Genomic DNA, 26462 nt, shown 5'->3' with positions numbered 1-26462 from the left:
AAAGCCGTTTAGTTACTTGGCGTTTAAATGCTGGTGGTGAAAGCGCAGGTGGTCTTCTATGAAACTGGCAATAAAGTAATAGCTGTGGTCGTAGCCTGCTTGCATTCTCAGCTCACACTCTGCATCGACTGACTTAGCTGCGGCAATTAAGTTTTCAGGCTTTAATTGCTCCGCTAAAAAGCCATCTTCGCTACCTTGGTCAACTAAGATTGGTAAACTCGGTTTACCTGCTTGTAAAAGCTCAACACTGTCGTATTCAGCCCAAGCTTGCTTGTTGTCGCCTAAGTACGCAGTAAAGGCTTTTTCACCCCACGGGCACTGCGTTGGGTTAGTGATAGGGCTAAACGCTGAAATTGAACTGAAACGAGATTGGTTTTTAAGGCCGATCATCAATGCACCGTGTCCACCCATAGAGTGACCGCTGATTGCTCGCTGTGAGGTAACCGGAAAGTTCGCTTCAATTAAGTTTGGCAGCTCATCAACAATATAATCGTACATTTGAAAATGCGCTGCCCAAGGGGCTTGCGTTGCATTCACGTAAAACCCTGCACCTTGACCTAAATCATACCCCTCATCGTTAGCAACACCTTCGCCACGTGGGCTGGTATCAGGTGCCACTATCGCTATACCCAATTCTGCGGCAACACGTTGAGCACCGGCTTTTTGCATAAAGTTTTCGTCTGTGCAGGTTAGGCCAGAAAGCCAGTAAAGCACAGGCACGTTATGGCCTTCGTTCACCTGCGGCGGTAGATAAATGGCAAAGCGCATGGCGCAGTTAAGCACCTCAGATTGATGAGTGTATTGCTTATGCCAACCACCAAAGCTTTTGTTATTACTGATATTCTCTAAGTTCATTTTTGATATCCATAAAGAATAAAGAGCTTGTTTATACAAGCTCTTTTGGGGTGTTGAACTGTTTACTTGTTGTAATGGATCACCGAGCGAATGCTCTTACCTTCATGCATTAAATCAAAGGCTTCATTGATGTCTTCAAGACCCATTGTATGAGTAATAAAGTCTTGTAAGCCAAACTCACCCGCCATGTAACGCTCAACGATTTCAGGTAACTCTGAACGGCCTTTTACGCCACCAAATGCGCTACCACGCCATACACGGCCGGTAACCAGTTGGAATGGACGCGTTGAGATCTCTTGGCCTGCGCCTGCTACACCGATGATCACAGACTCACCCCAGCCCTTGTGACAACACTCTAGGGCTGAACGCATCACGTCAACATTACCAATACACTCAAATGAGAAGTCGACGCCGCCGTCAGTCATTTCAACGATCACTTCTTGAATTGGCTTATCGAAATGTTTCGGGTTGATACAGTCGGTTGCACCTAACTTTTTCGCTAAATCAAATTTACTTTCATTGATATCAATACCAATTATGCGACTTGCACCTGCCATGGTTGCACCAATGATCGCTGAAAGGCCAATGCCACCAAGACCAAAAATCGCTACCGTGTCGCCTTTTTGTACTTTTGCTGTATTCAGTACCGCACCCATACCGGTTGTCACGCCACAGCCTAATAAACACACTTCTTCAAGTGGTGCTTCTTTGTTTACTTTGGCTAAAGAAATTTCAGGTAATACTGTGTACTCAGAGAACGTTGAGCAACCCATGTAGTGATAGATTGGCTGACCGTCTTTGTAGAAGCGCGTTGTGCCATCTGGCATTAGGCCTTTACCTTGCGTTTCACGTACCGCTTGGCACAGATTGGTTTTACCAGATGTACAGAACTTACACTCACCACATTCTGCGGTGTAAAGTGGAATCACATGGTCACCTACTTCTAGGCCAGTTACACCTTCACCTACTTGCTCAACGATACCACCGCCTTCGTGGCCTAAAATTGACGGAAAAATACCTTCTGGATCATCACCTGATAACGTAAATGCATCGGTATGACATACACCCGTCGCAACGATGCGCACCAATACTTCGCCTTTACGCGGCAGCATTACATCGACTTCTTCGATTTTGAGTGGCTCATTTGGGCCCCATGCGACGGCCGCCTTAGATTTAATAAATTGATCTGCCATGTTGTCCTCAGCTTTTTAAGTGAATTGTTTTAAGTGTTTTGTGCAAATAAGAGCGTAGGCACTCAAAGCCGTTTTAGCGACGTGCCTTACGCGTATTTGCCATATTATTTTTGACGAGAGAAAGTGTAGTTTGTTTACTCCTGTTCGATAATCCCTTATTTTTGTAAATTACTTTTACTCAGTGGTAATAATGGGGCGGTATGAATAGTTGGCAGGGCATTAATGAATTTGTTGCGGTGGCGCAATCGGGCAGTTTTACTCAAGCAGCGAAGCGATTAGGCGTATCGACTGCGCACATCAGCCGCCAAGTCACCGCTTTAGAAGAAAAGCACAGTACTAAGCTATTTTATCGTTCAACGCGCAAGGTCGCCCTGACCGAAGAGGGCCAAGTGTTTTTTCATCATTGCCAACATGCGCTAACGGGGCTTGAAGAGGCAGAGCGCGCAATCAGTAATTTGCGAGACACGCCGCAGGGTTTAATTAAAATGACTGCCCCAGTTGCCTATGGCGAGCAGTTTATCATGCCGCTAGTACATGACTTTATGCGCCAATACCCGGAAGTCGAAGTGCAAATGTTTTTAAGCAACCAAACCTTTGACTTGGTGGCAGAAGGGTTTGATCTAGCCATCCGTCTTGGCAAACTGAATGACTCAACCATGATGGCAAAGCGTTTAACCAGCCGAATTCAATATGTTTGCGCTTCTCCCGGTTATTTACGTCAATTTGGCGCACCTCATACATTAGACGAGTTGAAACAACACCAGTGTTTAACAGGGAACAGCGAGTACTGGCGTTTTCTCGTTGAGGGTAAAGAGCGCACATTAAAAATGAAAAGTCGCCTCAATTGTAATAGTGGCTTTGCACTTAGAGATGCGGCACTTAAAGGTTTGGGGATAATCAAGTTACCCGACTACTACATTGCAGATGATCTAAAGCTAGGCAATTTGGTTGAGGTGTTGCCGCAATATTTAGAAGCTGAAGAGGGAATTTGGGCGCTGTATCCGCATAATCGTCATTTATCACCTAAAGTCAGATTGCTGGTGGATTATCTGAATGCACATTTAGATTCCGACAATAATGCGCAATAAAACTGCAATCAATCCTTAAGATCGCAGAAACTTAAACGTCATAAACCTGCTGTTTAATTGTTCGCTATTAAATATTACACAATAAACAATAATAGGTTTAGTCATGCTTAAACGCTCTCTGATCGCGCTCTCTTTATTAACTGCTCTCACAGGTTGTGCCCTTGACGGCGACGATGGTCAACAAGGTCCTCAAGGTGAACAGGGCCCAGCTGGTGTTGCTGGTACGAATGGTTCAAACGGCACAAATGGTAGTGATGGTTCAAATGGCACAGACGGTACCAATGGGGTTGATGGTAAAGATGCCAACCGTCTGTTAGATATTCAAATGGTTGGTCGTGCAGTGTTAAACGCACAAAGTCCAGAGGGTGCAGCCGAAATCGTGGCTTACCAAGCATCTAAAAAATGGATCTACGCAATCAACAGCTCAGGTGATAGCGCTGTGGTCAATATCATTGCTGCAGACAGCTTTGATGCCGCTGGTTTGGTGAAAAATAACGAAGGTGTGATCACGACGACGAACCTGAGCAGTGCGATCACGTTAACGTTAAACGACAACACTCCGGGTGATGCGAATAGCATAACAATCGACGAAAACAATCAATTGTTAGCAGTTGCGATGGCAGCAAAAACCACTGGCGAGAATGGTCAAATCGCGTTTTATGATATTTCAGGTGATGCGCCGGTATTTATCAAAAATGTCACAGTGGGTGCATTACCAGACATGGTGACGTTCAGCCCAGATGGCAGCAAAGTCGTTGTGGCTAACGAAGGTGAGCCTGAGGGTGATTACAGTGTTGATCCTGAGGGCAGCATCAGTGTGATTGCGGTTACCAACGGTACAGTGGCAGATGCCGCAACACAGATTACCTTCACAGATTACAACGGCAAACAGGCTGAATTAGAAGCCATGGGGATGGTGTTCGCAAACCCAACGGGTCGCACAATCAACGGCAAGCTAATTAATACTACGGTGGCGATGGACCTTGAACCTGAGTATGTCAGCATTTCAAAAGACAACCGCTATGCTTATGTATCTATTCAAGAAAACAATGGTTTAGCTGTGGTTGATTTAAGCGACAACAGCGTCAAGTTAATGGGTTTAGGCTTTAAAAATTGGTCAAACTTAGTTATGGATGCGTCTGATAAAGACGGCAAGATCAATTTTAAGAAGTACCCGGGTCTGTACGGTATGTACCAGCCAGATACCATCGCAAGCTTTAGCTGGAAAGGTGCAAACTTTGTCGTGTCTGCCAATGAAGGAGATGGTCGTGAATACTTCTTTGATGCCACAGATGCTGCTGACTGTACCGCTAAAGGCGGTTTAGACTTTGACGATAAAGATGGTTGTTTAGCGTATATCGATGAATCTCGAGTAGAAGATCTAACGCTTGCCAGTAACTTCTCTTATTTAAACAACGATGATGACGATATTGGTCGCCTAAAAGTGACAACAGCAAAAGGTGACACTGATAACGATGGTCAATACGAATCACTTTACACTTACGGTGCACGTTCTTTCACGATTTGGGACAGCAATGGTTTAGTTGTCTTTGATTCAGGTGATGAAATTGCTCGTATCACAGCATCTGTTCATGGCGCTGCGTTTAACAATGATGAAGATGAAAATGAAGGCGACACGCGTTCTGATGCAAAAGGCGCTGAACCAGAAGCATTGGCGCTGGGCCAAATTGGCGAGCGTATGTTTGCGTTTATCGGCCTAGAGCGTATGGGCGGTATCATGGTGTACGACATCACTAACCCTTATGACGTCAAGTTTGCTGACTACTTCTTTAACCGCGGTGTGGTTGAAGGCGCAGATATTACCGGTGACCTAGCGCCAGAAGGCATGTCATTTGTACCTGCTGAGCAAAGCGCTACAGGCAAGCCTCTGCTTATTATTGGTAATGAAATCTCAGGCTCAATCGCCGTTTGGCAAGTTGCATTAAAAGACTAGGTGCAAAATACACCTGCGGAGCAGGTTACTTTTGCGCAAGGTGAAATGAGCAAGTTTAGATGGGCTTAAATTGAGTAATTTTGCGCAAGGGTGACGAACAACCGATGCAAAGCATCGCAGTATTAGTGTAAAGGGTTAATGACTGCGAACGAAGTAAGTACATTCCCTTTACGCAAGGTGAATTGAATCAGTTTGACAACAGCCAAGATGATAGATTCGCGATGAAACCAAGCTACAAGGAAGTAATACTTCGCAAGAATGTTAATCAGCTAGTTTAGATGGATTTAAACTGAGGTATTTACGAAACCAAATTTGTCGCCGTAAACGACGACCTACAGGCTAGGTTTGGCTCTTGTAGGTCGTGCTTTAGCGCGACAATTTAGAAAAGTTGCACAACTTACCCATACCAAAAAGCGCATTTGTGAGAAGTGCGCTTTTTTTTCAGTGCAAAATACACCTGCGTAGCAGATTTTGTCGCCGCAAACGACGACCTACATGTAAAAGTTTAACTCTTGTAGGGCGTGCTCCAGCGCGGTATAGAGTAATTAAAGATATTTGTCGCCGTAAACGACGACCTACAAGTGCAAGTTAGCTCCTATAGGTCGTGCTTTAGCGCGGTATAGAATAATTAAAGATATTTATGGTCGTAAACGACGCCTCACAGGTGAAGGTTTTACTCCTGTAGGTCGTGCTTTAGCGCGACAAAGAGTAATTAAAGATGCTTGTCGCCGCAAACGACGACCTACAAGTGCAGGTTAAACTCCTGTAGGTCGAGCTTTAGCGCGACAAAGAGTAAGCAAAGATGCTTGTCGCCGTAAACGACGACCTACAAGTGCAGGTTAAACTCCTGTAGGTCGTGCTTTAGCGCGACAATCTTTTCGCTAATTAACTGACCGCAGGCGCTAGGTTTAACGCTTTTGCTCTTGGCCTGTGATGTTTCACCAACAATAAACAAAATCCAGAGACTAACATTTGAGCTATGGTCACCAGCCAAACATCCACAATGAGATAACTCGGTGGCGTGTGGCCAAGCAGCATCTGGATCAAGTCGTACAGTGGGCAAATTAGCGCCAATAGCGCAGCAATATAAAGCTGCTGGATCATGCCGCCTCTAACGTTTTTACTAAACCAGCCATGTACTAAACAGACTAAGATCATCACGCCAAACAAAGGTGGGAGAAGACTGACTTGTGACCATGACTCTGGTGCAAAGCGTGCCGCAATGAAGGTGCTAGCAACGGCGATCAAGGTACCGCTTGATAGCGCTAAGGTCATGGCTTTTACAAATTGCAGGCCGCGTTTACTTTGTTTACGGTTACTTTCGCGCTTTTCTAGCCAGATTAGATTACCTGTTAAAATCATATAACAGCATGCTAAACCCAGTAAAAAATAGATAAACTTCAGCGTATTGCCGCCATATTCACCGAAGTGCAGAGAACTGAGTACACTATATGTGCCTGCGGTGGCTGATTGGCTTGGCGTATATTCTTTGATTAAACGGCCATCTGCTAACGAGTATGTCAGACGCGTGAGTTGGTCGAGAGTATGGTGCGCTGTCATTGCGACTTCAACTTGGCCTGCTTGATCGTTAGGCGCAAATATATTCAAAAAATACACGCTTTGTTCTGGGTAGCGGCGCTGTGCATCTTCCACCATATCATCTAGCAAAGTTAAGTCTGCTGGCTGACCCGAGAGCTCTGTAATTCTTGGTGGCGCGTAAAAGTCTGCGGTTGCCATTAAAGCGGGAATATTGCCCTTAAATACCGCAAAGCCAAACCCAGCTTGCAGTAAAATACTCAAGTTGAACATCACCCCCGTGAGTGCAAATAAAAACGTATAAGGTAAGGTGCTAATACCTATGATGCTGTGGCCATCAAGGTAGGTGTCTTTGCGGCGGTCTATTCGGTATTGGTAATAATGACTGATGATTTTCTTCAGTAAGATCAGCGTGCCGGTAAACACCATGACAAAGAAGATCAACGAGACAATACCCACCAACTCGGTACCACCGGGCAGCATCAAATTAATGTGCATACGATACAGCATGTTACCAAGATAAAAGTCTTCTTGATCTAACTCGTAACGTTGACCTGTTTCTGGGTCAAAGCTCTGATTGACATCAACATGTTCGCCTTCAGGTGTCTCGATCTCAAAATAACTGACATAAAAAGGCTGAGCTTGGGTAGGCAGTTCGATAAACACACCATGATCTGCCGGCATGGTATGCCCTTGGTCGCTGATCTGTTTGGCAATCGTCGACACCGGTACGTGTTGTTTTTGACTGGCTAAGTCTGTTTTCGGTGCATCATATTGCATATCCCACAATACAATGTTTTCTCTGAAAAACGACATTGAGCCACAGACAAAGACGATCATCAAAACCCCTGAGATGATCAAACCAAGCCATGCATGTGCATGGGTAAAATTCTTTAACGTAGACTGTTTCATCCTGTTGGTCCTGCTGCAGTAAAGAAGGTGATCACAAAAATTATGATGGTGGGAATAGCTAGCATGCCGGCTCGTTGCCAAGCTTGTTTGCCACTTTCAGCGCCATAGCACCAAGTCATGACCCCTGCCCAAGCTGCTAATGCCAGTACCAGTGAAGTGGCTAAGATCACATTAATGTGAGCGACTAACCACAGGCTTAAAATACTGGGCACTAAAATCATCACGACGACGCCAGATAAGAACCCAGCAAAGGTTTTATGCCACATTATTGGCCTCCCGAAATCAGCTGCAATCCAGCACTAAGCAAACAGATAGCAATAATGCTAGCGATGGCCCACTGAGGCTTATGGTTAAGTAAGAATACGGGGGCGGGAATAAACAGCATTAAACCAAGCAGCGCAAAAATACCGGCGACCACAGGGCTGAAATGCGCACCAATCAACAATGACAGAGTAATCACACTGATTAGGGCAATGATGACTAATGCCAACCAGCGAGGGGGTTTAAATTGGTGTGTCTTTAAAAATTGCTGCCGAGGGCTAGAGGCATAAAGCAACATGCCACTTAACCAATAGGCAGGAAGGAGGTAAAAAAAACTCATCATTAAATCCTTGCTACTGAGTTATATTTCCTAAAACCGCGAAAAGATGTCGCATTGCTACGACATCTTTTTATAGGGGTTAAATGTTGACTGTCTTACCAGTCGAATACGCCACGGAACGAAATTGCATATTCCGCTGGCGCACCTAAGCGAGCATTACGGGCACGGTGTGCGACGTAATATTCTTCATCAGTGATGTTTTTACCAATGAAGTAAATGCCGTAGTTATCCCATTCGTAACCAAGTTGAACGTTAACTAACGTGCGCGCATCATTGTGTAAGTCAAAGAATGCATCGCCAGGCTGCAAACCATCACGGTATGGGTTTGGTCTATTCGGAGCATCGCTTGCATAGTTAATATTGATGTTCGCGAATAAGCCTTCAGGTCCTTGATAAGTTAAGCCTGCGCTTTGTGTACGCTCTGGTGCAGAGAACTGGCGGCCAGTTAAGTCATACTCGGTTTCTGGTGTTGTGATCTTAAAGTCAGTGAACTCAGTGCCCGCATAACCAATCGCTGCATAGGCTTTTAGGTAATCTGTTACGTTGTAATTCACTTCAAACTCGAAGCCTTTCACTTCAGAGGTACCCGCATTGACTGTTTCAAGGTCAAAATTGTTTGAAGAGAGTTGTACAGAAACTTGTTGATCAGTCCAATCTGTATAGAAGAAGTTAGCATTTGCAGTTAATGCGCCCTCTAACCACGTAGAGCGAACGGCTAATTCATAGTTGTCTGTATATTCAGGTTCATACTCGAATGTCACAGATTTCGCTTGGTTGATACCTACACCGCCTGAACGATAACCTTTCTGGAAAGTAAAGGTTGAGGTGATGTCGTCATTCAGATGATAACTCACGCCAATCTTTGGTAAGAAAGTATTGAAGCTGGTATCTGATAGAGCAGCAGGCTTAGAAGCGTCAGCTGCAAGACCAAGTAATAAACCGTTAATACCTGTGATAAGCGGCACAATACCTTCATAAGGCGTACTCACATAATTAGCTGGGTTTGGCATTTTATCTTGGTTTAAAATGGTGTATTTCGCATCATTGCCATTCTTTTGCTCTTCACGGTCGAAACGCACGCCCGCTAAAATATCCCACTGATCATTGAGATGCCAAACACCATCAGCGAAGAGTGCATAACTGGTCACTTCTGTTTCAGTAAGAGAGTAAATTTGCGTTCTGGCAGGGTCAAAATCTGCATATTGTGCAATGACCAAGTCGGCAATTTGTGGGCTTAGTTTATATCTTGCTTGTAACACGCTACTCGATAAGCCAAGACGAGATAAGTTGTAGTTATTTAAACCTGTGCTTAGCTCCTTGCGGTCGCCATCAAAGTAGTAAGCACCTGCTACGCCGCTAAAGTTTTCATAATCAAATGTAAGCCTGAACTCTTGAGTTAGTGTTGTTTCAGTATTGTCGTAGAGTGTGCTACTGCCTGTGTCGAGGATTGGTGTGTTACCTAGACCTTGTGGGTAGTCCGAGTCCCAGTCAAACGCTTCAAGCACATCTGAGTAAGTTGTATAAGATGAGAACGATAGTTCGCTATTAATGTCATAATTTAAAGTTAAAGAAACAAGTTCAGTTTCGGCTTTACGCTCTCGAGTGTCGTTATAAATTGTTGTACGGTTATCAAAGTCAACTTCACCGGCATTGGTGGCTAAGTTTGCATCACCGTATACGCGCTCTGCATTCATGTAGCTAAGCATTGCCGAAAAGTCTTCAAACCCTGCCGGCTCGTATAAAAATTTTAATCGGTAGGTATGTTCTTCATTAAAATCTGAGTCAGAATTGTCATGTAAGTTCGTGACGTTACCATCGTAGCGCTTTTCTTCACCGCTGAATCTAAATGACAACTCATCTTCAACCAGGCCACCACCAATGGCAATACCGGCTTCTTGCTGGCCGTTTTGACCGATCAGTAATTTGTATTTACCTTCGTTTTCATGGCTTGGCATTTGAGTATTTAAAATAACTGCACCAGCAAGTGCGTTGCGCCCTTGCAATGTAGACTGTGGGCCACGCAATATTTCAACTTGCTGTGCATCCCATGTTGAGAAGCCACCATTTCGAACTAATCCCTGTGGTAGCGGCGCGCCATCAATATACACACTTGCTAGGTAGCTATTACCACCGCCTGATACATTAAAGCCATCAATACCTCGAATGCTGAAACCATAGCTATCACCATGGGTATTGGCGGTATTCACCATCACATCTGTGAAAGTGTTGATCTGTTGTTGCTCGATCATCTCAGGAGTCAGTACAGCAACACTCGTGGTAGTTTCTTGCAGGCTACGTGCAATTTTTTGACCTGTGACCATGATGGTTTCGATTTCTTTTTCATCACCTTGATCATCGGCAAAAACAAGTTGGCTAGACAGTGCCATAGGAATTGCAAGAGACGCACGTAGTGCAAATGAGAGCGCAGAGAGTTTCATTATTCGTCCGTATAAAGTATTTGCTCAAAAAATAGGTTGCAAATACTAACATGATCAAAATTGCAAATCATTATCATTACAGTGTTTGTTGTGGGTATTTTAATCTATATTTTATGTTGCATTGAGACAGGATTTGGGAGAAAACAGCGCAGAGTTGTTTTTAAGTTTATGATTTGTTTATTTAAAAAATCATTTTGGCTGCTTTGTATTGGAGGTTGCTTAGATTAAATGTCATTATAGGTTTCGCTAAAAAGAATGCATATATTCATAACTATACCGATATATGCATTAATTAAATCACTTAAAACAGTTATTTAGAAGCTAAAGGAGAGTTGTACACCCGTGAAATGGTTATCTTCAGCTTCCCAGCCATTACCATCAATTTGTCGGTATCGGGTGTAGGCTTCAAGTTTAAAGTGTTCAATATGCACACCAATCCCCGCGCCTAAGTATGCATCAATCTCATTATTTGGCGCGTTGTAAACTGTGATACTTGAATGGTTGCTATAACGGTCAGTATCACGTTGGTCGTGAAACATCAGCTCAAATGCATCAAAGCCCAACTCACCATACGCATAAACCGTAGAGAAATAACCAAATTTAAGTCCAGTATCTAATGTGAGAAAGTCCTCGCGATAGCCTTGCTCGGTAGTCACGCTGGCATTGCCTAACGCACTGGTAAAGCCAATACCAAAAGGGGTATGGTTAAAATAGCCAAGCACTTCAAACCCAGTTGAAATGATGTGATCGTCAAGTGCATTGAATTCTGATTTGGCAAATACCGAAAAATCGAAATCATCATTGGCAGAACAGGGTAAAGAGGTTAAACCGAGTAAGAAAAGAGAAGCAATGTAGCGCGTCATGCGGGGGTCCTTGCAAGTAAAACTGATGAAATTGTAAGGTGAGTAAAGGGCGCTAACTGTAAGAAAGTGTTCATACTTTGTAAGTGTCTTCGGCTAATTAGGCCTTAATTGACCTTTAAACTGTTCCTTGTAGCGTCTAGAAAGGTTGAGCTTTTTACCACTAATGAGGGTCACTTCGCTGTCGCCACTTTGAATAGGGGTGATGGAACTAATGGCATCAAGTCGTACCGCGTGACTACGGTGAATGCGACAAAATCCCTGATGTTCAAGTTGTTCACTGAGCTTTGTGAGTGTTGCTCGAAGTGGGTAAATACGCCCATCAATGTGTAAATTGACATAGTTACCCGCAGATTCTAACCACTCAATATCACTGACTTTGATAATAAATTCTTTGCCGAGCTTTCTAACCAAAAGGCGTTCAAACTGCGGTTGTACAGATTCTTCTGTTTTTTGCAGTAAATGGGCCTCGCCCTTTAATTGACCGATAAGATAGTGATAACTTTTGATCACCACAATTAAAAACACAAACCCCCATACATCTTTGCGGTATTCATACAAAAACTCATACCAGAGCAAGCCAAAGTCATAGCTAGCTGCTTGGCTCCAATAAACGAGTTTGCGAAGTGCTACCATAATGGCGACATGTAACACACTAAACACGACTGAAGCAAAAAAATACAAGCCGAGAGAGCGTGTTATGGCTTGAAAATTAAAAGGTTGGTATTTAAGAAGAAAAATTACACCAGGTATTAACATTAGCGTGCTTAAGGCGCTGCTATATTCCCAGACAAATGGCTCCCACAACTGAAAAGGCAATACGCCATCACGTTTCGCTTCCATAATGTCAGAGGTGGCATTAATGGTGTTATTGATAAAAATATAAGCCATTAATAACAGCGCACCATATTGATTTGAATAGTGCAGAAAGTGAGGTGAGCGCGCCATATTTAATTCTCTAACCTTAAAAGTAAATCCAGTTTAACAATTAACTTAACCTGAATAAGCCTTAACTTGCATTTTCAGGTCCGATTAACAGGGTTCAATTAAATCTGATAGTGGCGTATGTGCTAAATTTCGCCTCTTGTGAATAACCACTGTGGTTCTCAGGTTTGATATTACCGGTTTAAGTTCTTATTCTTGTTTATCAACTTTGGTAGGAAATGAAAAATAATTCCAACAAAAACTCCAAATGAAGCAGCCTTTAAACTACCAAGCCAAAGTATTAATCCAGAATAGCCTTGAGCAGGCCCTAAACTCCCTCTGCTTAAAACATCCATGAACATCAAGCTGTTCCATATGATATGCAATAAAGCCGTAAAAAAGTACGCACGAATGGTAATTGCTTTCATCAGCGAGTTTTGGTCTTTCATAGTATTTCTGAAAACTATAAACACACAAAAAAATATGAAAACTAATGGCGCTGATAACGAGAGTGAAAGGCTAAGTGACTCTAAATAACTTGTATTACCATATATAAAAGTGGCAAACGTTACTATTATTGAAAACACGAGTGTTATTAATGAAAACCAGATTGTTTTATTCATTTTTATAAATTCCCTATATAGCTTATTCCTTAAAATAAGCATAAAGCTGCCTAATTTTGCCAAAATAGTATTTTTAAAACGCACATCGACTTCTATTAAATGACGCCATAATTCACAGTAGGAATATACTGGGTCATGTCTTGCATTTTGCATGCTGGTGAGGGGGTTATCAACTGTCATCATTCGCTATTTATCGAAGCTTGGTTGAGCTCGTAGCTGTCTGTAAGACAAGCTCTAACTTATAAATAAAAGCTGTCAGAAACAGATGTGAGCTACTTCACTAAACCAGTCCCAAGAGGTTTATCCCACAATCCCACCGCTTATCCCTAGTCGCTGTTTTTTAAGCACATATTAATTTTATTTTGATAATTACTCAGAAATTATACCCAAACTACCTCAAGATGCATGATTCAGAGCGCTGCCTTCTGTTCTAGTTCAAGGAAAAGGACGCAGCGTAATGACGCGTCCTTTCCAAGTTCTTTGACGATGAAATAGGACTGAAAGCACGCTCCCTTGGGCGAGTTTGATTGGCTTTCATACTGCGTTATCAATTTTCGATTTAGAACCACTAGATCTTCAAATCGATGCCTTGTCTGACAGCCAATCAATTCTCGCTGAACCTCGTATCTTGAGGTGGTTTGGGTATATAAGGCAACTAAGTTTCAGAAATTGACGGAAAAGGTATGTGCAAATCTATCGCTAAATGGTGGCAACCCGCTGATTTTGTAAGCCGCCCGACAGGACGTTTTGTTGAGTTAGACTGGCTGAGAATACTTGCGTTTGGTCTGTTGGTGTTCTATCACACAGGTATGTTGTATACGCAAAACTGGGGCTTTCATTTTAAAAGTGCCTACTTAAGTACAGAAATAGAAAATCTGATGTTGCTTCTCTCACCTTGGCGTATGGGACTGATTTGGTTTATTTCAGGTGCCGCATTGAGTTGCCTATTACAGAAGTCGCCATTGCCTCAGTTTTTAATGAGTCGAACCGTGAAAATCTTATTGCCCCTGCTGGTGGGGGTGTGGTTTGTCGTACCTATTCAATTGTATGCGCAAATGCAGCAAGAGGTCGGTTTATCGCTTAGCTATATTGAGTTTTACATCGCGTTTTTTGACCTATCTCACCCGCTATTTGCACAATATCAAGCGGGGATTTGGCCTCATGTCGATGTGAATCACCTTTGGTACTTGCGCTCGTTATGGCAATTTACCTTGTTGCTGGTATTGATGATACCTGTACTACAAAGCCGATGGTTACATAAGGGCATAGCACGTTTCTTAAATCTCCCTGTGTTTTGGGTATATTTAGGATTACTGGTGCCGCTTTGCGTTTTGAAACTCTCATGGCCGAGTGACACGTTTCGCTACCCTATGGGATTTATTTTTTTACTCTATGGCTTTTTATTGGTTCATCACAGAGCGTTTTTTGCATCGTTGGCTCAGCACTGGCACATTTTACTCGGGTTATTTGTTCTGGGTTATCTTGGCGTAGTTTGGGGGTATCAGAGTATTTGGCTAGATAGTCAAAACTTGCAATGGCAGATCACCAGTATGGATATGTTCTATACCGCACAAAGGTTATTAGGCGTGATGACCATGCTGGCATTGGCTATGCGTTTTTTAACTCGCACTCACCCCATTTTAAATAAGCTCAATGGTTGGGTGTTTCCATTTTATATTTTTCATCAAAGTGTGATCATTGGTTTAGCTTATTACTTTAGTCCATTACAGTTAGGCCCTTGGTTAGAGCCGACACTCATTATTGTAATGACGTTTGGACTATGTGCGCTGGCTTGTTGGGGGTTGAGTTATGTTGCTTTGCTTAGACCGCTATTTGGCATGAAAATAGGCAAGGTAGAGTCTACTTTAAAACACAAAGAACCTTTGTTATTTCATGCCAAATTTAGAAAATGGATAGGTATCATTGTGGTAATACCTATCGCAATACAAATTCTTTAGGCATGTTGCTTAGGTCGCCAACAATATAAAGTACAAGCAATTGTAAAGAGCGCAACGCTTATTCCTAAGCTCAATGTAAGCGCAAGGTTTGTAGCAGCTTGGTCTGCTACGTGAACGCTGACCATAGGGTAGGTCCAAGGGCTATACAACCAATGACTTTCAGATCTTGAAAGGCTCATAGCAAAAATAACCATGATAAAGGCTGCGCCAATTGGAGCGGCAAAGTTATTGATTAATTTTGAAATAATCAAACCTATCAAAATAAGGGGTAGACTAGTAATCGACGCGTTAATGAAAAACTGTAAAAAACTTATGTCGGTGCTTTCAAACTTCGGAAAACCGAGCTGCATAAGCAACCACGCACTGATAAAAATAAAGCACACCATCAGCAGGTTAGCCAAAACGATCAGCAAAGAGGTAATGGTAAATTTAGCAATGAATAGCTGAATAGGTGAGATAGCAAAGCTGCTCATCAATAACCAGCCATTATCTTTGTGTTCTATTTGATGAATAATAGTGGTGACTAAAGCAATTAACATAGGCAGCATCAATCCAAGCCACAATGTCGAATTAGCTGATATATATCCAAACCACCCAAACTCAGCAAAAACATCGAGTCCACGCTCAAAAGTCACTAAGAATTGCAAACTTATCACGGCCAAAGGGCAGGCAAAAAGTAGAGGTATCAGCCACTGCCTTTTTAGTTTAGTACACTCACACAGCAAAACACTCAGCGTTTGTTTAAGCATATTCAGCCTCCTTATGCATTGATAGATGTATGTTATTAAATAGCTTTGACAAGCTTTGCGTGTGGTAACGGAATTGGTAAAAGTCGATATTTTGTGCCAGTAGAGATTTATACACCTGTGGACAAAGCGACTTGTCTATTTGATGAATGGTGATCTTGCCGGCTTCTGGTGTTGATACTTTAAAGACTCTACTTAAAAGTGTTTGAGCTTTATCGGTATGCTCAGCTGATATCGACACTTCTAATGTGCCCAGAGGGTCGTCTAGTAAGTCAGGTAAGCTTCCTTCGATCACTAGGTTACCTTGTGCAAGAATGCCAACATGTGTTGCCACTTTTTCAACCTCTTCAAGCACATGGCTAGAGAATAACACGGTCGTGTTAAAGCGCTCAGGTAGTGTGCGGATCAAGGTTCTAATTTCTTCAATACCGCTTGGGTCGAGGCCGTTGGTTGGTTCATCTAATATCAGCAGTTCGGGTTGACCTAAAATGGCATTGGCAAGTGCTGCTCTTTGTTTCATGCCTAGAGAGCAGCGTTTTAAGCGCGTATGTTGTTTGGCTTGTAAGTTTACAATAGTCAGTGCTTCATCAATGCACTGTTTTGGTAAGCCTTTCATCTTTGCGCAATAACTTAGGAACTCTTTAATCGTTAGGTTTTGATAAAAAGCAGGCGCATCAATGAGGCAACCTAAACGCGACTTTAAGCGCGTGCTGACAGGCTCACCCAATAAACGAATATCACCTTGTTCAGGTTGAAGCGCACCGAGTAACATACTGAGTAAGGTGGATTTTCCGGCACCATTGTTTCCTAACAAGGCATATACACTCCCTGTTGGGACGGTCATATTGAGCGCTTTTAATACTTGTGTGTTAGAAAATGCTTTGTGTGCATTCACTATTTTTACTGCGGCCTGTTCCATCGTTTACTCCAACATCATCTTTGGCTCTATTAGAGCAATATCATCAGGCATATACATCAGCGGTGCGCCCGAAATTAAATAGGTCTCTAGACCGATCCCTTTTGATAAATAAATCTGTACACTTGCTGGGCGAATTTATCTATTCACAAGGATAGTATCGAGTGATTGATTACTTAAAACAGTGCCTTACGGCTTACTCAATCAGAACAAAAGTAATAATAGGCCTATTGTTGGTCAGCTTTTTTGCCTGTTTTAGTTTAGTGACCGTGCAGTTACTGATTTTTAATGTGCCTAAAATATCTGAAATCTATGCTTTGTATGAGCAAGAGATTGCTCCGAAAATTATTCTAGAAATGAAACAAACAGGTGGGCTGAGTGAGCTGCATTTTGACGATTCACCTTATTTAAGTGCCCTTAATATTCGTAAAGTTGTGGTGGTAGATTTAGAAGCTAAAGTCATTGCGCAAACTGAGCATGGCCCACTTTTTGTTGGTGATATTGGCGCGCAATTGCCCCTGCAAGTGAGAGACGACCTTACGGATGCCTTGTTAGTGCATCATAACAGTGGCGTTGAGATGATGGCTGATGATGTTGTCATTTTCACCCGTGCCTTAACCGACCATCAAGGTAAGCAACTAGGCGCTGTGGTAATGTGGATCGATAACTGGTCTGCAGTCGGCTCAACCCCTTCTTCGTTGTTGTCACAATGGGTTAGCTTTTTACCTTTCGCACTTATAGTTGCAGGATTTATTTTATGCTGTGGCGCCATTGTTATGTGGATCGTAGGCAGCCGTATTCAAAAGCGCTTAAAGCACTTTAATCATGTGACATTACAATGGGGGCAAGGGCGATTGACTGAGCGCCTAACAATAGATGGGGCTGACGAGCTAGAGCAGAGTTTTGATAAGTTAAACCGACTTGTTGAACAGCTTGATGTACATATTAAGCAAGAGCAAGAAACAAGATTACAAAAGCAGCGTATAGAATTTGCCGGAGAGCTGCACGATACCGTTAAGCAACTGTTGTTCGCAAACAACTTAAACCTATCTAGTTGTCAAACATTGGCACACTCAGAAACACAATTGAGTCTACTTTTAAAACAAGCCCAGAGTAATAATCAGCAAGCATTTGAACAAGTTAATCGGATTTTACAGGTACAAACTGAGCACGAATCATCGGCGCAAGCATACGTTGAGATGTCAGAATTAACTACTTATTTGGCGTGTTGGAAGCAACAAACTGGCCGTAACTTGGAGGTAAAAAAGCCTCAAAGAGGACAAATATCAAGTTACTTGTTTGCGAGTATTAAAGAGGGGCTACAAAATATCTCTAAGCATAGTGACGCAGACACTATTCGCTTATGTCTTGAGCTCAATGACGGTGAAAGCCGCTTTAGTTTATTCGATAATGGCACGGCGCAGTTTAACCCCTGCTTTGGTCAAGGCTTAGAGATCATAAAACAAAAGCTACATTCTCTGGGTGGGCGTTTATCTTTAGAGCAGCGTGAAGATGATAGCAAACGTAAGGTAACCTGTCTTACTGGATATCTACCTTCAGCAAGCAAGGAGTAATCATATGAAAGATAAAGAAAAGAAAATTAAAATCGTTACCATAGACGACCATGCAATAGTACGTAGTGGTATCGTCCAGTTTTTACAAATGCAGCCTGATATGTCGGTTGTGGCAGAAGCTGGCACTATACCTGATGGTATGGCGGTTATTGCTGACAATGAACCAGATGTTGTATTACTCGATCTGATTTTGGATGGAGAAGTTGAGGGAGTTCAAGCTGCGAAGCAGATTAAACAACAATATCCACATATTCAGGTGGTGATCCTAACCTCATTTCACCAAGATACATTAATATTTCCTGCATTAGATGCTGGAGTTATCGCTTATCTACTTAAAGACATACAACCAGACGCGTTAGTCGATGCGATACGCAAAGCTTCACAGGGCGTTAGCACTTTATCTCCTATGGTTGCTACAAGAATTCTTTCTGCTGAACGAAATAAAGAAATGCAATTAAGCGACCGCGAGTCAGAGGTATTACGCGCTATTGCGCAAGGTCTGTCTAATGCCGAAATATCCGAACAATTGTTTATCTCAGTCAAAACAGTGCGCACACATGTCAGCAATATCTTGTCAAAGTTAAACGTCAGAGACCGAACTCAGGCCGCGGTACATGCTTGGCAAAATGGATTGATAATTTGATTTTGGTTTAGAGATAAAATTCAAGGGTATAAATCAAACATCATCCAAATACGCACCTAAAACAGGCGTCTCGCTCCCGTTGGATGTAAATGAGGTCGCCGCCATGTTTCTTAAGGTATGAGCACATTATTTGCCGAGACAAGCTCAAACCAATCCCTGAACCCTTTTGCTTGGTTATGAAGCCTCAAGTATAGACACGAACATCATCCAAATACGCATCTAAAACAAGCACCTTGTTCGCGTTGGATGTAAATTAAATCTCCGCCATGGTTCAACATAATCTGCCTTGAAAGGCTTAACCCTATGCCTGAGCCTTTTTGCTTGGTGGTAAAAAACGGCACGAACATCATGTCGACCACATGCTCTGCCACGCCCGGGCCGTTATCGCTGACTTCAACATAGTGCTGGCTTGCTTCATTACAGCCTGTTTTTAATTGCACGCTTGCTGAAGTGTCGCCGCTGTTTTGCTGCACCGCTTCAATGGCATTCTTGGTTAAGTTAATAAGTACTTGCTCAACCTGTGCGCTATCTAGCATAGTCAGTTGAGAGTGCGATACGTCGAGCTGTAAATCGATATTAGCTGCGATACAAGTTTGTTGATGCAGCTGAAATACGCCTTCAACTAATGGAGCAAGTTGCTCAGGATTAAGCGTGGGAGCAGGTAAATTACTGACTTCTCTAAAGCGACCGATAAAGTCACCTAAATATTCGGTGCGTTTTGCCAGTGTTTTTAGCGCCATGGCCAAATCGTCTTTGTCTTCTTCATCATCAAAAGTAAGTGTCTCGGGTAACAGGCTTTCACAACTTTGAGCAATAGAAGCGAGCGGCGTGATGGAGTTGGCAACTTCGTGAGTGAGCACTTTGGTAAGTCGCTTATAGGCTTGTTGCTCTTTGTTTTGTAAGGCATCACGAATCGAGTGCAAGGTAATAATTTTGCGGATCTTACCTTGAATATGAGCGATACTTACTTGTATAGACAAGGTGTCTTGCTGCTCACCATATTGCCAATTGGCAATGGTTTTGAGGCTGCGGTCACAATTTTCGACTAAAGGTGCGATATGCGCCAAATCATCACAGTGGCGAACTGCTTTACCGAGTAATTTGGCAACAGCTGGGTTTGATTCAATCACGTCGCCCGTGTCATCACACACCACGACGGCCAAATCAATATGCACTAATAAGGCCTGTAAAAAGTGTGCCTGTTGCTCGGCATTAAAGCGCGCACTTTGAATGTTTTCTTTGATCTCTTCAAGGTGGCTATGCATAGGGTGGTGCTTACTTAACCCCAAAGAACTATCGCCATTCGCTAAAGACTTTAAAACAAAGTTCATGTGCTTGTTTTGTTTATTAAATTGAGAGATTAGCGAAAACAATGTCGCACACGAAAATAAGCTTAAAAGTAGTAAAGTTGCTGAAAATCCATCTTGTATATACAAGCTTGTAGTGGTGGTGATCAGCACGCAAAGTAACAAGATGGTGGCAAAAAATACCGTTGTAGGGTGCTTCGTGAAGTAACTCAAAATACTCAGCTCCGGTTATAAGTCGTATTTTTCGAGGCGGCGATACATTGCGCCACGAGTTAATCCTAGCGCTTTAGCTGCCTGCGAGACATTACCCTGATAGTGCTTTAATGCCGCGCGAACGGTGCGGTGTTCAAGTTCTTCAAGGTTAAAGGTGTCTGCATTAATTAATTGCTCGCACTCGCTTTGCGCACTTTCAGCTTGGCTTGGTTGTGCGCTGGTAGTTACTTGGCCAACCACAGTGCTGATATCCAGTAGCTCACCCTCACTTAAGATCACAGCACGCTCAATAGCATGCGCCAGCTCTCGCACGTTACCCGGCCAAGCGTAGGCACTCAAGGTTTGCAAATCGGTGTCACTGACACTTAATGTGCGTTTGTATTTGTGGCAGAAGTGCTCGAGGTAATAATTCACTAACAACGGAATGTCTTCACTGCGCTCACGCAACGGTGGTAAACGGATCTCAATGGTGTTGATACGGTAAAGTAAATCTTGTCTAAAACGCCCTTCGTCGACGGCTTGTTGTAAATTATCGTTGGTGGCACAAATGAGGCGAATGTTCACATCTATGGCTTTATTGCCGCCAACGGGGGTGACTTGGCGGTTTTGTAGCGCGGCTAATAAGGTGGTTTGCTGGCTCAGTGGCAAGTTGCCAAGCTCATCTAAAAATAGGCTGCCTTCGTTGGCGAGCTCAAAGCGGCCTACCTTGTCTGCTTTGGCATCGGTGAACGCGCCTTTTTTATGGCCGAATAGCTCACTTTCAAATAAGTTGTCAGCAATTGCCCCCATATCTAAGCTGATGAGTGCATTTTCGCGACGCAAGCTGGCTTGATGAATGGCATGTGCGGCGAGCTCTTTACCTGTACCACTTTCGCCGGTGATTAAAATATTGGCATCGGTCAACGCGGCTTTTTCTATGGTGCTAAATACTTGCTGCATGGCCGCACTTTGACCTAAAAAGTCGAAGTTTTTACCACTAGCACCTTGGTTAAGCGCTTGGTTTAACCCTTGTGTTTGGCGAGTCAGTTGCCCAACTTTCTGTTTGTCCTGGGCGTGTGCATAGGCGGCTGCGACTGCTCCTAAGAGTTGGTCGTTTTGCCAAGGTTTGGCAACAAAATCAGCAGCGCCGGCTTTAATGGCATCAACGGCTAATTGAATATCGCCATATGCAGTCATCAGCAGCACTGCAATGCTGGGATCTTGCTCAACGACTTTCTTTAACCAGTAAAACCCTTCTTTACCGCTTATTGCGTCTTGACTGAAGTTCATATCGAGTAAGATCACATCAATAGGCTGCGTTTTTACGATCTCTTCAATATCAAAGGGGTTATCTGTGGTGTGTACTTTTTGATAGTGCTTTTTTAGCAACAGTTTAGCCGCGATTAAAATATCAGTATTGTCGTCGACAATTAAAATGTGTCCAGCTTGTTTGACTGTTTGCGTCATGGTCCTTGCCTTTGCCTATTTTTGGCTTCTTTTTATTCTTTTTAGCCTACCTCATTTAGTGACAGTGCGTCTATTAATGTGTTCATAAATGGACACATTGCGGTTTTCGATGTGTTCTGTTTCCGGACACTCTAATTATTTATGAAAACACAAATTTTTTAAGTGATTGATTTTTAAGTGTTTAAAAGTTGGCATAGTGTTTGATTTATCTCTGCCATATTCGGACTTAGTTGTCGAAACGAACATCGACCAAACTCTCAACGATTTAGAGGTGTGCTATGGATAAGAAAATTGAACGTTCAGGATTACAAAAACATCTTAAGAAAGCGGTTGCTGCGGGTGCACTGCTGAGCATTGCTGCTGCAGCGTTTGCATTTACAGACTCGTCATCGGGTCGCAGTCAAAACTTATCTCTAAGCAGTGTCACCATTAATGCGGTTGAGCAGGGCGCGTTTGTCGATGCGTTAAGCCTTCGAGGTCAGGTTGTGCCAAAAACTACCATCTACTTAGACACGATTGCGGGCGGACAGGTTGAAGAGCGTTTAGTTGAACAGGGTACTTATGTGACTAAAGGTCAGCCTTTGGTGCGTTTGAGTAACACCAGCTTACAGCTAGACGTAATGAGCCGCGAAGCGCAGGTGACTGAGCAGCTTAACTTCTTACGCAATACACAAATGAACATGGAAACCAGTCGTTTGAATTTGCGTCGTGATTTATTAGAAATCGATTTACAACTTACCCATTTAGAACGTCGTTATAAGCAATCTAAGCCACTGGTTGAGCGCGGGGTATTAGCTCAAGATAGACTTTCTGAAATTTCAGAAGATTTAGCTTACTACAAAGCGAGAAAAGAGCTGACCTTAGAGCGTCAAAAGCAAGAAAACTCAATTCGTAAGGTGCAAGTCGAGCAGCTAGAAGATAGCGCCGAAATGCTACAGAAAAACTTACAGTTTGCCCGCGCAAATTTAGATAACTTATTAATAAAAGCGCCTGTGTCGGGTTACTTGAGTGAGCTTGATGTAGAAATGGGTGCATCAAAAAATCGCGGCGCTCGCCTTGGTCAAATCGATATTCCAAATGAATACAAATTAGTTGTGCGCTTAGATGAATTCTACTTAAACCAAGTTCAAAAGGGCATGGACGTTAACGTGCACTTAGATAGCGGCAGCGTGATGGCAAAAGTGAGCAAAATAGACAGCCGGGTGACCCAGTCGCAGTTTCAGGTTGAAGTAGCACTACCAAGTGGCCAACAAGATATTAAACGCGGCCAAAGTATCGACGTTGAGCTGATGCTAGGCGGCAACAAAGACAACGCATTATTACTAAAACGCGGCGCGTTCTTTACCAGTTCAGGCGGTAATTGGGTGTACGTACTATCAAGCGATGGCACAACAGCAGAGCGTCGTACCATTCGTTTAGGCAAGAAAAATCAAAATTATTACGAAGTGCTCGATGGCTTAAATGTGGGTGAGCGAGTGATCACCTCAGGCTACAGCAACTTTGATAAAGCACAGACATTAAAATTTTAAGGACCAGACCCATGATCAAATTAACTAAATTAAATCGCGTATTCCGTACTCAAGACGTTGAAACAACCGCTTTAAACGACATTAATCTAAACGTAGAACAAGGTGAATTTGTCGCTATCATGGGCCCTTCTGGCTGTGGTAAATCAACTTTACTGTCTATTTTAGGCATGTTGGATTCACCGAGTTCAGGCAGTTTTGATTTTGATGGTACCGACATCGCGGGCTATAGCGAAAAGCAGTTATCACAATTACGCAAAGCTTCAATTGGCTTTGTATTTCAGAGCTTTAACCTGATTGACGAACTTACAGTATTCGAAAACGTCGAACTGCCACTGCAATACCAAAATATCTCTAAAAGTGAGCGAAAACAGCGTGTTGAAGCCATCTTAAAACGTGTTGCTATCGACCACCGTGCCGATCATCTACCACAGCAACTATCAGGCGGTCAGCAGCAACGTGTGGCAGTTGCCCGTGCTTTAGTGATCAATCCTAAACTGGTATTAGCCGATGAACCTACCGGTAACCTAGATTCTAAAAACGGCGAAGAAGTGATGGCCATGCTGCGCGAACTAAACCGCGAAGGCACAACGGTGATCATGGTAACTCACTCAGAAAAAGAAGGCGCGTATGCTGACCGTTTAGTGCGCCTGTTGGATGGCCAAATCATGTTAGATAAAGCCAATAATGTTCCTCATGGACTAGAAAGCGAGGTTGCATAGTTATGATATTTAATTACCTAATCACGGCACTTCGTGCCTTTAAGCAACAAAAACAACACTTTTTATTAAATGTAATTGGCTTGAGTGTGGGCCTGGCAGCGGCAATTTTAGTGGCATTGTTTGCGAAAAATGAATTGTCTTTTGATAAACAGCAACCTGATGCAGATCGTGTTTATCGTGTAGCCCAAGATTATTCAAAACTGGGTTTGGGTACTATCCCTATTTATAGTTATACACGGGGTACACAGGCATTAGATTTTAGCCAAGTAGAAGATGTATTTGCGTTAAAAATGGTCGAGTTTACTCGTGAAGCTGAAGTAGATGTGAAGCACAATAATGAGGGGTTCAAGCTTAATAATCTCTACGCTGCAACCGCAAATATTGAAGACTTTATTGCCATGGATGTGCTTGCAGGAAACATTAAAGAAGCTATGAGCACCCCTAACAGCTTAGCGTTGAGCGAATCTGAAGCGCTTCGCATTTTCGGCACTGTGAATGTCGTTGGTGAGACTTTAAATCATGCAAACGGCAGTTATACAGTCAGAGCGGTTTTTGCGGACTTGCCAGATAATACTCATTTTGGTTTTCAAGCTTTAGTGTATGCAGAGCATATTTCTGAAAACCTATTTCAAACGTCTCATTATGTTTATTTAAAATTGACGCCAGGCACTGATATTCCAGCACTAGAAAAGCAATTGACTGAGCAGGCATTTACCGGTGATTTCAAAGGTAGGATATTTATAGAGCTTCACTCAATACTCGACCTGCATTTAACTGCTAAATCACCGTTTGAGATGAAAACAGGTGGCACTAAACAAGTGGTAACCATCTGTGTTGGCTTAAGTATTTTACTTGTTTTGATCGCGAGTTTTAACTTTATCAATATGACCGTAGCGCAATCGACGAAGCGTGCAAAAGAAGTAGGTGTTCGTAAAGCATTGGGTGCGAGCAAAACTCAGCTAGTGGGCCAGTTCTTGTCTGAGTCTGTGTTGGTTGCAGTGCTGTCTATGATGTTGGCTTGTGTGTTAGTTGAGTTAGTTATACCTAGCTTTAACAACTTAGTTGATCGCGAATTGGTACTTAACTATGCATCAAGTTTTGGTGTGGGCATTGTGATTGTTGCGATTGCTGTTGGCGTGTTGGCAGGCCTATACCCTGCGTTCTTCATTTCATCATTCAGTGCCAAACGTGTATTAAGTGGTGATTTACAGCGTGGTAGTACTGCGATTTGGGTTCGTAAAAGCTTACTTACCTTTCAAGCCTCTTTAGCCATAGGGTTGATTATTGGCTCTGCTACATTACTACAGCAATTATCGCATTTACAAAGCTTGCCACTAGGCTACCAAACTGCACAGCGTCTAGTTATTTCTGAAGTGCCTGTTGGAGAGGTGTTTACTCAGCAGCCTAGTGCGGTCGTCAATAAGTTACTTGCGATTGAAGGAGTGCAACATCTGGGCGTTATCGACACGCAATTGACCCGCTCAATCAATAATACGCTTAGGCCAACATGGCCAAACGGCGAAGAGTCTGGCGGTATAACACCAGTGGTTGGTACTAGCTTTGAAGTTGTTAAAAGCCTAGGGCTAGAATTACTTGCTGGGCGTGACTTTAGTCGTGAATTTGCTGGTGATTGGGCGAACAGAGTTGATGGCATCACATATGTTGGCACGATTGTAACTGAAACGGTGGCAAAGCAAGCTGGCTTTACCAATGTTGCCGATATTTTAGGTAAATCAATCAAAGATGTAGGTCGTAATGTTGATATGCGCGTGATTGGAGTCGTTGCTGATGTAAAAATAGGTAATGCACAAAATGCCAATACAGACATCATGTTCCTGCTTGGCTTCAATTACTTAAATCCTACCTCAGAAGTGGTGTTAACGGTAAATCCACAAAATGCATTGAGTATTAGACAGCAAGCTGCTGAAGTTTTAGCTCAACATGCCAATGTGTTCGAACCTAAAATCGAATTACTGTCTGACAGCTACAAAGCGGTATTAAGAGGTGATGAGCGCATCTCTCAAGTGGTGCTTATTTTTACAGCCCTTGCGGTGTTCTTAACTTGTTTAGGTACGTTTGGTTTGGCGTCATTCGCAGCAGCCCGTCGTCAAAAAGAAGTTGCGGTTCGCAAAGTATTAGGCGCATCACGTATCAGTATTGTGAATATTCTAGCGAAAGAGTTCTTAGTTTTAGTGGGTGTGAGTATCGCCATTGCCTACCCAGTAACTTATTTACTGGTTGGCGACTGGTTAGCCAACTTTAACGACCGCATCGACCAAACAGTTTGGGTATATGGTATTGCAGCGATAGTCGTTGCAGGTATCACTTGGGTTACTGTGGCGAGCCTCGCTTTCAAAGCCGCCAGTACGCGTCCTTCGTTAATTCTACGATATGAATAATAAAGTTTACTAGCCAAAAGCATGGTCT

21 protein-coding genes are annotated in these 26462 nt (G+C 43.0%); 8 read left to right on the top strand and 13 right to left on the bottom strand.

All coding sequences use genetic code 11. The features are described from left to right. Positions 1-12: 12 nt before the first annotated feature. Together fghA and C1E24_RS15810 are read right to left on the bottom strand one after the other, a co-directional pair. Entirely contained in the window at positions 13-855 is an 843-nt protein-coding gene (gene fghA, locus C1E24_RS15815) for an S-formylglutathione hydrolase (RefSeq protein ID WP_138483104.1), read from the bottom strand. A 62-nt stretch (positions 856-917) separates the two neighbouring features. Then, positions 918-2048 (bottom strand): S-(hydroxymethyl)glutathione dehydrogenase/class III alcohol dehydrogenase, encoded by a 1131-nt coding sequence (locus C1E24_RS15810; protein WP_138483102.1) that lies wholly within the window; start codon positions 2046-2048, stop codon positions 918-920. A 200-nt stretch (positions 2049-2248) separates the two neighbouring features. Between C1E24_RS15810 and C1E24_RS15805 the strand changes: the two genes are divergently transcribed. After that, entirely contained in the window at positions 2249-3136 is an 888-nt protein-coding gene (locus C1E24_RS15805) for a LysR substrate-binding domain-containing protein (protein ID WP_138483100.1), read from the top strand. 103 nt (positions 3137-3239) lie between these two features. Further along, a complete protein-coding gene (locus tag C1E24_RS15800; RefSeq protein WP_138483098.1) occupies positions 3240-5090 on the top strand; it encodes a choice-of-anchor I family protein in 1851 nt (616 codons plus the stop codon). 885 nt (positions 5091-5975) lie between these two features. On the opposite strand, the gene C1E24_RS15795 is transcribed toward C1E24_RS15800, so the two are convergent. From C1E24_RS15795 to C1E24_RS15765, 7 genes are all read right to left on the bottom strand, one after another. After that, entirely contained in the window at positions 5976-7538 is a 1563-nt protein-coding gene (locus tag C1E24_RS15795) for a PepSY-associated TM helix domain-containing protein (protein WP_138483096.1), read from the bottom strand. After that, entirely contained in the window at positions 7535-7804 is a 270-nt protein-coding gene (locus tag C1E24_RS15790) for a hypothetical protein (RefSeq protein ID WP_058031429.1), read from the bottom strand. Before C1E24_RS15790 ends, C1E24_RS15795 begins: the two co-directional genes overlap by 4 nt. Then, a complete protein-coding gene (locus C1E24_RS15785; protein ID WP_138483094.1) occupies positions 7804-8142 on the bottom strand; it encodes a hypothetical protein in 339 nt (112 codons plus the stop codon). Before C1E24_RS15785 ends, C1E24_RS15790 begins: the two co-directional genes overlap by 1 nt. Before the next feature lie 92 nt (positions 8143-8234). Then, positions 8235-10577 (bottom strand): TonB-dependent receptor, encoded by a 2343-nt coding sequence (locus C1E24_RS15780; RefSeq protein ID WP_138483092.1) that lies wholly within the window; start codon positions 10575-10577, stop codon positions 8235-8237. 314 nt (positions 10578-10891) lie between these two features. Further along, positions 10892-11440 (bottom strand): hypothetical protein, encoded by a 549-nt coding sequence (locus C1E24_RS15775; protein WP_138483090.1) that lies wholly within the window; start codon positions 11438-11440, stop codon positions 10892-10894. 93 nt (positions 11441-11533) lie between these two features. After that, positions 11534-12385, bottom strand: a complete 852-nt coding sequence (locus C1E24_RS15770; RefSeq protein WP_138483088.1) for a LytR/AlgR family response regulator transcription factor — start codon at positions 12383-12385, stop codon at positions 11534-11536. Positions 12386-12555: 170 nt separating this feature from the next. Beyond that, on the bottom strand, positions 12556-13167 hold the full coding sequence (locus C1E24_RS15765) for a hypothetical protein (protein ID WP_138483086.1): 612 nt from the start codon (positions 13165-13167) through the stop codon (positions 12556-12558). Positions 13168-13667: 500 nt separating this feature from the next. On the opposite strand from C1E24_RS15765, the gene C1E24_RS15760 reads away from it, so the two are divergent. Continuing rightward, positions 13668-14942: an acyltransferase family protein gene (locus C1E24_RS15760; protein ID WP_138483084.1), complete on the top strand. Its 1275-nt coding sequence runs from the start codon at positions 13668-13670 to the stop codon at positions 14940-14942. Here C1E24_RS15760 and C1E24_RS15755 read toward each other — a convergent pair. After that, the gene (locus C1E24_RS15755; RefSeq protein WP_138483082.1) at positions 14939-15691 is read right to left on the bottom strand and encodes an ABC transporter permease; all 753 of its coding nucleotides are present in this window, start codon (positions 15689-15691) and stop codon (positions 14939-14941) included. The two genes, C1E24_RS15760 and C1E24_RS15755, sit on opposite strands and share 4 nt — an antisense overlap. Continuing rightward, positions 15684-16607 (bottom strand): ABC transporter ATP-binding protein, encoded by a 924-nt coding sequence (locus tag C1E24_RS15750; RefSeq protein WP_138483080.1) that lies wholly within the window; start codon positions 16605-16607, stop codon positions 15684-15686. The genes C1E24_RS15755 and C1E24_RS15750 overlap by 8 nt, the downstream gene beginning before the upstream one ends. Positions 16608-16768: 161 nt before the next feature. Here C1E24_RS15750 and C1E24_RS15745 point away from each other — a divergent pair, with 161 nt between their 5' ends. Both C1E24_RS15745 and C1E24_RS15740 read left to right on the top strand, forming a co-directional pair. Then, on the top strand, positions 16769-18178 hold the full coding sequence (locus tag C1E24_RS15745) for a histidine kinase (RefSeq protein WP_138483078.1): 1410 nt from the start codon (positions 16769-16771) through the stop codon (positions 18176-18178). 4 nt (positions 18179-18182) lie between these two features. Next, on the top strand, positions 18183-18821 hold the full coding sequence (locus C1E24_RS15740) for a LuxR C-terminal-related transcriptional regulator (RefSeq protein WP_138483077.1): 639 nt from the start codon (positions 18183-18185) through the stop codon (positions 18819-18821). A gap of 203 nt (positions 18822-19024) precedes the next feature. Here the strand turns inward: C1E24_RS15740 and C1E24_RS15735 are convergent, their stop codons facing one another. Both C1E24_RS15735 and C1E24_RS15730 read right to left on the bottom strand, forming a co-directional pair. Next, positions 19025-20341, bottom strand: coding sequence for a sensor histidine kinase (locus C1E24_RS15735; RefSeq protein WP_138483075.1), 1317 nt, complete (start codon positions 20339-20341; stop codon positions 19025-19027). A gap of 15 nt (positions 20342-20356) precedes the next feature. Beyond that, complete coding sequence (locus tag C1E24_RS15730; RefSeq protein WP_138483074.1) at positions 20357-21787, bottom strand: sigma-54-dependent transcriptional regulator; 1431 nt, start codon at positions 21785-21787, stop codon at positions 20357-20359. A gap of 278 nt (positions 21788-22065) precedes the next feature. Here C1E24_RS15730 and C1E24_RS15725 point away from each other — a divergent pair, with 278 nt between their 5' ends. From C1E24_RS15725 to C1E24_RS15715, 3 genes are read left to right on the top strand one after another with little or no spacing between them, the layout of a single operon-like run. Beyond that, positions 22066-23316 (top strand): efflux RND transporter periplasmic adaptor subunit, encoded by a 1251-nt coding sequence (locus C1E24_RS15725; RefSeq protein WP_138483072.1) that lies wholly within the window; start codon positions 22066-22068, stop codon positions 23314-23316. Between the two features lie 11 nt (positions 23317-23327). Next, complete coding sequence (locus C1E24_RS15720; protein WP_138483070.1) at positions 23328-24035, top strand: ABC transporter ATP-binding protein; 708 nt, start codon at positions 23328-23330, stop codon at positions 24033-24035. 2 nt (positions 24036-24037) lie between these two features. Next, complete coding sequence (locus tag C1E24_RS15715) at positions 24038-26434, top strand: ABC transporter permease (RefSeq protein WP_138483068.1); 2397 nt, start codon at positions 24038-24040, stop codon at positions 26432-26434. The last annotated feature ends 28 nt before the right edge of the window (positions 26435-26462 follow it).

The organism is Pseudoalteromonas phenolica, assembly GCF_005876835.1.
GTDB classification, from domain to species: Bacteria; Pseudomonadota; Gammaproteobacteria; order Enterobacterales; family Alteromonadaceae; genus Pseudoalteromonas; species Pseudoalteromonas phenolica_B.
This window is presented reverse-complemented; position numbering and strand designations above follow the sequence as displayed.

Excerpts from the sequence above, each read along its gene's own strand:
- fghA (WP_138483104.1), bottom strand. The coding sequence starts at position 855 with ATGAACTTAGAGAATATCAGTAATAACAAAAGCTTTGGTGGTTGGCAT.
- C1E24_RS15810 (WP_138483102.1), bottom strand. The coding sequence starts at position 2,048 with ATGGCAGATCAATTTATTAAATCTAAGGCGGCCGTCGCATGGGGCCCA.
- C1E24_RS15805 (WP_138483100.1), top strand. The coding sequence starts at position 2,249 with ATGAATAGTTGGCAGGGCATTAATGAATTTGTTGCGGTGGCGCAATCG.
- C1E24_RS15800 (WP_138483098.1), top strand. The coding sequence starts at position 3,240 with ATGCTTAAACGCTCTCTGATCGCGCTCTCTTTATTAACTGCTCTCACA.
- C1E24_RS15795 (WP_138483096.1), bottom strand. The coding sequence starts at position 7,538 with ATGAAACAGTCTACGTTAAAGAATTTTACCCATGCACATGCATGGCTT.
- C1E24_RS15790 (WP_058031429.1), bottom strand. The coding sequence starts at position 7,804 with ATGTGGCATAAAACCTTTGCTGGGTTCTTATCTGGCGTCGTCGTGATG.
- C1E24_RS15785 (WP_138483094.1), bottom strand. The coding sequence starts at position 8,142 with ATGATGAGTTTTTTTTACCTCCTTCCTGCCTATTGGTTAAGTGGCATG.
- C1E24_RS15780 (WP_138483092.1), bottom strand. The coding sequence starts at position 10,577 with ATGAAACTCTCTGCGCTCTCATTTGCACTACGTGCGTCTCTTGCAATT.
- C1E24_RS15775 (WP_138483090.1), bottom strand. The coding sequence starts at position 11,440 with ATGACGCGCTACATTGCTTCTCTTTTCTTACTCGGTTTAACCTCTTTA.
- C1E24_RS15770 (WP_138483088.1), bottom strand. The coding sequence starts at position 12,385 with ATGGCGCGCTCACCTCACTTTCTGCACTATTCAAATCAATATGGTGCG.
- C1E24_RS15765 (WP_138483086.1), bottom strand. The coding sequence starts at position 13,167 with ATGATGACAGTTGATAACCCCCTCACCAGCATGCAAAATGCAAGACAT.
- C1E24_RS15760 (WP_138483084.1), top strand. The coding sequence starts at position 13,668 with ATGTGCAAATCTATCGCTAAATGGTGGCAACCCGCTGATTTTGTAAGC.
- C1E24_RS15755 (WP_138483082.1), bottom strand. The coding sequence starts at position 15,691 with ATGCTTAAACAAACGCTGAGTGTTTTGCTGTGTGAGTGTACTAAACTA.
- C1E24_RS15750 (WP_138483080.1), bottom strand. The coding sequence starts at position 16,607 with ATGGAACAGGCCGCAGTAAAAATAGTGAATGCACACAAAGCATTTTCT.
- C1E24_RS15740 (WP_138483077.1), top strand. The coding sequence starts at position 18,183 with ATGAAAGATAAAGAAAAGAAAATTAAAATCGTTACCATAGACGACCAT.
- C1E24_RS15730 (WP_138483074.1), bottom strand. The coding sequence starts at position 21,787 with ATGACGCAAACAGTCAAACAAGCTGGACACATTTTAATTGTCGACGAC.
- C1E24_RS15725 (WP_138483072.1), top strand. The coding sequence starts at position 22,066 with ATGGATAAGAAAATTGAACGTTCAGGATTACAAAAACATCTTAAGAAA.
- C1E24_RS15720 (WP_138483070.1), top strand. The coding sequence starts at position 23,328 with ATGATCAAATTAACTAAATTAAATCGCGTATTCCGTACTCAAGACGTT.
- C1E24_RS15715 (WP_138483068.1), top strand. The coding sequence starts at position 24,038 with ATGATATTTAATTACCTAATCACGGCACTTCGTGCCTTTAAGCAACAA.